We start from the raw sequence: 7,135 nt of genomic DNA, 5'->3' as shown, positions 1-7,135 counted from the left end.
ACAACAAGCTGCGCATGGAGGACTGGAAGGGTGAGGAAGGCATCAAGCTTTCCACCGAGTATGGCGGCAAGACCCAGCTCAACCTTGGCTACCTCGTTGATCGCAAGAGGAAAAAGCGGGGGGAAGGCTTTGAGTTGCGCACCGACGCCTGGGGGGCGATCCGCGGTGGCAAGGGGTTGTTCCTTTCGGCGGATGGCCAGCCGAATGCCGGTGGAGAGCAACTTGCCATGTCAGATGCCGAAGATACGCTGCGGCAAGCCATGGACATGATGCGCAGCCTCAACGATTCCGCAAATGCCGCCAAAGGGTGGCTTGCAGAGATCGACCAGCAGCGCGCCTTGATCGAGCAGACGCTGACGCAACTCAAGGCGCCTGCGATCCTCGCCAGCGCTCCGAAAGGCATTGGCATTGCCAGTGGGCGGGACATGCAGATCGCTGCGAGCAAGCAAATCTTCATGACAGCCGGCGGCGGCCTGGACATCGGGGTAATGAAGCGCATCACCGCCGCAGCCGGCGAGGCCATCTCCCTATTCGCGGCGAAGCTGGGCATCCGGATCTTCGCTGCAAAGGGCAAGGTGCAAATACAAGCCCAAGGCGACGCGCTGGAGTTGATGGCACTCAAGAATGTTGTTGTCAGTTCCTCGACTGGCGAAGTCATGATCACCGCCTCGAAGGGCATCACCCTCGGCGATGGCGCGGGCGCATACATCCGGATTGCAAACGGGAAGATCGAACTGGCCAGCCCCAGCGGGGAGATCAACGTCAAGGGCAACTTGCGTACCGACGACCCCGCCGGTGGCAACTTTGCCTTCCCTGCCTGGGAGGCCGCCCCGCTGCAAGACGTGAAGCGCAACATGAAGTTCGGGTTCTCCGAATAAGCAGACCATGGCAACGACGACACCGCAGCAGCCGGCCAAGACGCCGGTGAAGAAACTGAACTTTGCATACCCGTTCCGTAAGGCCTCCGAAGCCCCCGGCGACCCTTCGGCCGACTTTACCGACCAGCACGAATTTCACCGGCTGCTACGCAAAGAGCCAGGTGGCGCATACGCCGTCAGCCGGAAAGGGATGTGGCACGGAGGCATCCACATCACTGACGCAGGCGCCGGTGCATCACTCGACCTCAAGCATGGTGTGCGCTGCATGGCCGATGGAGAGGTGGTTGCCTGGCGCGTCAACCGGACCTACCTGACCAGCGAAATCCCGGAGCGGGGTGACAAGGCTGCATTCAGCGCCCAATTCAGCGCGGGCTTTGCGCTGGTGCGTCACGTGATGGAGTTCCCGAAGGACAACACGCTGACTTTCTTCAGCCTTTACATGCATCTGCAGGATTTCGCCAGTTATGAAGCGGACAAGGCATTGCCACGTCCTTCGTACTGGACAACGTGGCTCCGGGTCACGGATGCCGCCGGCGACAAGCCCGATGTCAGTGCGAGTGGGGTGGGCGCTCCAGCCGAGCAAACCGGATTGCGCGTCCGCACCTCCAAGCCAGGAGGAACGATCCTTGGCATTCTGCCTCGTGGGGCGCAGTTCAGTCTTCTGAAGCGGGACGGGAACTGGGGCCAGATCGATTCCGTGCATGTGTCGGCCATGGTCCCGCCGAAAGTAGGCGGGTATGTCGCGCCGGACGCTGCGGAGAAGCGGTGGATCTATCTCGGCAAAGAGAACGGGGCTTATGTCGTCGAGACCGTCATGCCTGATACCTCGCTGGATCGCGTGGTTGTACCACTCAAGCCGGTTCCAATCGACGCAGGCGATCTTATCGGCCACATCGGACGGTTCGATTCGCTCGGTGAACAGGTCCCCGCCCGCATGGTCCATCTCGAGATGTTCTGCGACGACAGCATCCAGTCGTTCATCGAGACGAGCCGCGCATGGGTGACCGAACATGGCGCAAAGCCGAAAGCGTGGGAGCAATTGGGGCTGCCGGCTGACCCCACGATTCTACGGATCGACCGGCGGACGACGCTCTACAAGAACCCGAACCAGGAAGGCCAGGACGCACCGCTGACCGATGTCGTGCAGGCGTATACGCTGGCGGAACTCGGCCAGCGTGCCGAGAAGCCATACACCGAGACCAGCGCGGGCAGTGACGGCGAGAAGATGCGCTGGTGGAAGATTGACAGCGCGGACGTACGTCGCCAGGACATCACCGGCTGGGTGCGCGAGCAAAACTTCGCGGGAGGGCGGATCTCGCGCGAGTTCCCGCAGAAGTGGGTGGACTTCGAGATCCTGCATGACCCGCACGATTCCACCCACACCATCTTTGCCTCGACGCAGGCGTACGTCGACTACTCGACCGGCGCAGACGTCCCGAACGCCGGCGCCATCGACAAACTCAACCCGTTGATGCAAGCCGTTTGTCGGCAGCTATATGCGACAGGCGATGGCAGCCAGGCGGCAAACGACCTTTGCGTTGCCTCCCAGGACGCATGGGCGGCAATGCGGGCTTCACGGCTCATTGTCAAGCATGAGAGCGAATGGGCGAATCCGGACAAGTGGAAACAGCTCATTACCGAGATCGAGAAAAAGGCCGGGCCGGATGAGGCTCATGAGGCCGAACGCAAGCGCATCCAGACGCTGGCCTGGTGGGAGGCTGTGAAGGAAGATTTCCCCGCCCTTCCGGCTCCGCAGGTGTTTCATATTCATCCCATTGGGATGATTGGGAATTTTATGAATGCGGAGGATTGTAAATGTGGTTGTTGCTATGTGAGCCAATTCTCCGTAACAAAACGGGGTCCTAGTTACGGACCAGTATATTGGGGAAACAACCCATTGGAAAAATCATCCGTGCTGGTGGAGCTGGCAGACAGCGGTGAAATAACGGCTAGTGAGCGGAGAATATTGGTTGCAATGTCAACCAATGAGGGAAATCTGGATGCTGTACAGTCCTATGACAGTGAAGTACTTACGGCAGGTGCCATGCAAAAGACCATCAATCCCAGTGGTGAAGGGGAGTTTCCAACTCAGGTTTTAAAGTTTCGTGAAGATGATAATGCCGCTTATCGGGAATTGTTCGAGAAATGTGGGTGGAGTGTTGAGAGAAGCGGAAATTCTGCTCGCATGTATTATACGCACCATTCTTTGACAGAAGGTAAGCCGAAAACTGGCGGCGATTTGATGGATATTATTCGAAAAGGGTGTTCGGCACAAAACTTTGGCAAGAAAATTGATAATATTCCATTGGCGTCGATCGTACGTGCCATCTCGGATCCTCGGTTCGAACGCAGGCAAGTGATAGATTTTCTGGTCCGCCTCCGAGACAGAATTTTGCCATTCCGGCCGAACGGCTATCAATATAACATTGCTAGCTACTTTCAATCGGATCTTGGGCGGGCTACGGCACTCGATCACCACGTGAATCGCCCCTACTATGTTGAGCGAGATATCGGAAGATCACTGGATCGATTTTTTGCAAATCATCCAAATGTCTCAAGAAATCCAGCCGAATGGGGTGCGCAAAGATCGGCGCATGAGATGAAGGTTGTTGAACATTATGGTCATCATCGCGAGATGGCGGCTGGCGTTGCTTCACCACGCTATGTGGCTTTGAAAAACAGGATCGGATGATATGACTATGCGCATAAAACATATGGTGGCGATAATATCCATTACAGTCCTATTTGCATCGCTTGCAATGGCGGGTGAAGACGTCTTGCAGATAAATAGGCAATCTCGAATCGAATTTTCAGATCCCCTTCAGGGTTGGGACAAGGATACCTATGGGGCGGGGTGGAAGCGCGCCAGATTGATCAAGCCGAGTGGAGAGATTGTGGAACTGCTGCCCTCCGAGAGGTTGACCTCCATAGGAGGCACAATTTTTTCTGGCGCATTTTATTCCAGCGTGTCGCCTAGCCGGAAGTATGTCTTTCTCTCGACTATCAACACAGGGGTGGTGGGCGACGGCCCTGCGGAGGTGGGGAAAAACATCCACAGTCGAGCCTATTGCCCGGTTATTTCCACTGAATCTGGCTGTATTTTGAGCAATAATACAGGAGAGGTCTGCGGCGGCCACTGGGAGGGAAAGAAAGATCTTTGGCGATATGGGGCAGATGATCGTACGGATACTATGTTTAAGTGGACATCTTTTAAGGCAAAAGATATATGGAAATCTTTCGTAAAATCGGAAAATTTCGCAAAGTCAGTAGACTGGCGCGACGAGCCAAAAATAAATGATGCGGTCGTCCGAAGTTTTGGTTTAATCAATATGTTGGCTTGTGATCCACCATCGGCCAAAAACAGGGGCGCGTATCTTTTAGTTGCTCGGCAACTCGAGGTTGAGGGAAGAGGTATTGACGCTAAGTTCCTCCGGAAAAAATCGAATATCAGTGCCAACAAGAATTCTGGTGTTGATAGAGTTACAGCGGAGAAATCATGGCTATATGATGGTCCAGAAGAGCCAGCTAGAACACGAATGTACCTGATCAAGGGGGATGAGGTAGAGATAATAAGTACAAGCTCGTCGGGGTGGGTGTATGTCGAGTACAAAGGCAAGAATAAGATGGCGATCCGCAAATGGATTAAGGGGTCATCTATAGAGTGAATATCCGTATTTTTATCATCTGGGTAAATCTGAGTATTTGTACAAGCGTTCGTCGGATGTAAATTCAGGATCTGCCTTCCTGCAGAATATTTTTGGATGGTTAAGCTCTTCATGAAGATCGGGCGAGTTCAAGATAGGTATGTTCCGTGTCCGGTGGTGTCTCCTGCTCAGGGGGTGTTTTCTGCCTCGCGGATTAAAAAGGGTGCGCTGGTTGCAGTTGAGGCGGGGGATGATGAGTACCCTATAAACTTGGTGCTATATAAATATGAAAACGGTCTCTGCCGGGAAGAGCTGGTTGCAAAATATTCAATCGAGGTGGCGGCGCCTCAGGTTGACTCTCTTTTCTTTGGGAGAATTAAATGGAGAGTGAATCTATTTGTTATTGTCCGCTGGGAGTTGAGACACAGTGGGCTGGGAACACATGGAGACCTTTATCGGATATATACATACGAAAGGGATCCAAGCGGCTCTTTATCGGAGAATAAAAGTATTGTCGAAAATAGCGAGATGACGGGTGTGGATGGCTATGCTGAGCACCAAGTTTCCACTTTTCGACTGAAGACGGCTATCGATGTCAAGAATTTTATTAGACGAATGAGGTAATTGATTTGTAGTGCGTAAATTTAGGGGTGGGGTTGGAGTCGTGGATTGTTAATAAGAGTAAATTAATTCATGTTTTAGGAGGTTTTTAAGATTATGAAAGAATTAGCTTACGAAGACGACGATACGAGTCACGGCGGCAAGATCCTGTCGGGATCGGACCGCATTCAGGTCCGGGGGAGACGTGCCGCGCGGATCGGCGATATCGTGTCGTGTCCGATTCACGGCAACAACAAGATCGTGGAGGGCGGCGCCAGCATGACCGATGCGGGCGTGCCGCTTGCGCGCGACGGGGACCGGACCCAGTGCGGCAGTATCCTCATTGCTCGCTGGCGCGGCGCAACGGTTCGGTAAATGCCCATCGATTTTCAGCGGGTACCGCCCAGAGCCACGGTGCCAGACCTGCCGCGCCCGTCGGCCGCCTGGTGGACGTTCCTGTTTGTCGCCATTGTGGGTGGGGGCTCCGCGTTTGTCATCTACCTCTGGCCCGCGACAAAGCCGACAAACACCGTCTGGTTCTGGCTTTGCGTCATCGGCTATCCCTTGGCTGCCTGGGCCTTTCTGTTGAGCGTCGCCATGGCCGGCGCGTATGCGCGGCGCAGTGACGCCATGGCGGTCAACCGGGCGAGCGATGCCGAGGAACAGGACTGCCATGTGCGCGCTAGCAAGCCACTTGCGATTCTGGCCCACGCCTGGTGTTTTTCTGCCGACGACGCAGAGAACGGCGTTGAGGGCGTTGCGAGCGGGCGCATGCAAATGGCTGCCCGGCCAAGTGCGGCATACCCTGAAACGGGTGCGATCGCCCGCTGGATCGCGATACCCGAGAAGCCGTTCTACCCGGGCAATGAACTCTCGGAACACGCCAGGCATAAAGTCGTCACTGACTGGCTGCTTGACCGCTTGCTCCGCCCCGTTATTGCGAGTCTGGAATCCTTGCCGGTGCACACCCGGCTACGTGTACGGCTCGTCTCTGCGTCATCCGTGGAAGCGGATGAGGTCAGCGCGCGACTTGAAGCCAAGATACTGGCGTGCCTCCCGCAGTTGCCTGTCGCCACGACAGACGATACGGATCATCTGTCGCTGTTTGATGTCGACACCTGGGCAGACCGCATGCCCGCAGATGAGGTGCAGCTACTCGTCGCACTCCAGTTGAGGCGAGCCATCAGTGAGCGCCTGGATGCGGGTGTGGCCGAGGCAGGCGTCGCTTTGCTGGTGGGCCGCCCCGGCGCGTCGCGGCATGGTTCCGTGCTGCACTTGCACCGTCCTGCCAAGGGCAGCGCGCAGTCCGCCTCGGATGCCGTGGCACTGGCAATGCGTTGGGGGCGAACCAGCGCCGAAGGCATCGGTGCGGTTTGGGACCAAGCGCTTTCCGATGAGGTGGTCACGCATCTCAGGTCATCATCGCCCCTGGGCGATGCCGTCACATGGGTGGATCTCGCGAAGACCATCGGCAACTCTGGCAGTGCGGGCGCATGGCTCGCGACTGTCCTCGCTGCAGAGAATGCCGCCCTGTCCGCCCGATCCCAACTCGTCCTCACCCAGGAGGGCGATCGGTGCATCGCCCTCGTGTGCCGCAAGCCATCATGAATGAATACAAGCCACAGCCAGTAGCACGCTATCTCTGTATCGCGATATTGATCCTCTTTGTCGCAGTCGGCCTCGCGGTTTGGTTTGAGGGGCCGGGGCAGGGGCTGTCTCTGCAGCAAGTGAAGCTCTTCGAGATTTCCTTGGCGATCGGGTGCATTGTGTCGCTGCTACTGGCCAGGTACTACGAATGGTTGGCGCTAAAGGTTCAGCTGCTGCGCGCCAGGCTGTGGGTGGCCAACTACGATGCCAGCAGGCGGGGCGAGGCGGCGGGGGGCGGCGAGTCGGCAGCGCGTCCCGGGCAACTGGCCACAATACGTGACGCGCTTCACGTGCATCACGGTCGGGGCTGGCGCTACCGCCAGCCCTGGCTGCTCCTCACCGGCGACGACGCCGCCATCGCCCGCC

The 7,135-nt window shown here is 56.6% G+C and carries 6 protein-coding genes and 1 pseudogene; all 7 read left to right on the top strand.

Features of this window, described 5'->3' with window-relative positions; translation table 11 throughout:
• The coding region (locus CF70_RS31870; RefSeq protein WP_035875348.1) for a DUF2345 domain-containing protein at window positions 1-878 on the top strand (878 nt) is incomplete at its 5' end.
• A gap of 7 nt (window positions 879-885) precedes the next feature.
• The gene (locus tag CF70_RS31865) at window positions 886-3,570 is read left to right on the top strand and encodes a hypothetical protein (protein WP_200876844.1); all 2,685 of its coding nucleotides are present in this window, start codon (window positions 886-888) and stop codon (window positions 3,568-3,570) included.
• Between the two features lies 1 nt (window position 3,571).
• On the top strand, window positions 3,572-4,543 hold the full coding sequence (locus tag CF70_RS36395) for a hypothetical protein (RefSeq protein WP_152561974.1): 972 nt from the start codon (window positions 3,572-3,574) through the stop codon (window positions 4,541-4,543).
• Window positions 4,544-4,639: 96 nt separating this feature from the next.
• On the top strand, window positions 4,640-5,146 hold the full coding sequence (locus CF70_RS36390; protein ID WP_152561973.1) for a hypothetical protein: 507 nt from the start codon (window positions 4,640-4,642) through the stop codon (window positions 5,144-5,146).
• 93 nt (window positions 5,147-5,239) lie between these two features.
• On the top strand, window positions 5,240-5,497 hold the full coding sequence (locus tag CF70_RS31860; RefSeq protein ID WP_035875345.1) for a PAAR domain-containing protein: 258 nt from the start codon (window positions 5,240-5,242) through the stop codon (window positions 5,495-5,497).
• Window positions 5,498-6,730, top strand: coding sequence for a hypothetical protein (locus tag CF70_RS31855; protein WP_035875341.1), 1,233 nt, complete (start codon window positions 5,498-5,500; stop codon window positions 6,728-6,730).
• A pseudogene (locus CF70_RS31850) lies at window positions 6,727-7,135 on the top strand (type VI secretion protein VasK); the annotation flags it as partial. The gene CF70_RS31855 and the pseudogene CF70_RS31850, both read left to right, overlap by 4 nt.

This window comes from Cupriavidus sp. SK-3, from assembly GCF_000611145.1.
Classification (GTDB): domain Bacteria; phylum Pseudomonadota; class Gammaproteobacteria; order Burkholderiales; family Burkholderiaceae; genus Cupriavidus.
Note: the sequence above shows the minus strand (reverse complement) of the source record. Positions and strands in the feature narration are given on the sequence as shown.

Excerpts from the sequence above, each read along its gene's own strand:
- CF70_RS31865 (WP_200876844.1), top strand. The coding sequence starts at position 886 with ATGGCAACGACGACACCGCAGCAGCCGGCCAAGACGCCGGTGAAGAAA.
- CF70_RS31855 (WP_035875341.1), top strand. The coding sequence starts at position 5,498 with ATGCCCATCGATTTTCAGCGGGTACCGCCCAGAGCCACGGTGCCAGAC.
- CF70_RS36395 (WP_152561974.1), top strand. The coding sequence starts at position 3,572 with ATGACTATGCGCATAAAACATATGGTGGCGATAATATCCATTACAGTC.
- CF70_RS36390 (WP_152561973.1), top strand. The coding sequence starts at position 4,640 with ATGGTTAAGCTCTTCATGAAGATCGGGCGAGTTCAAGATAGGTATGTT.
- CF70_RS31860 (WP_035875345.1), top strand. The coding sequence starts at position 5,240 with ATGAAAGAATTAGCTTACGAAGACGACGATACGAGTCACGGCGGCAAG.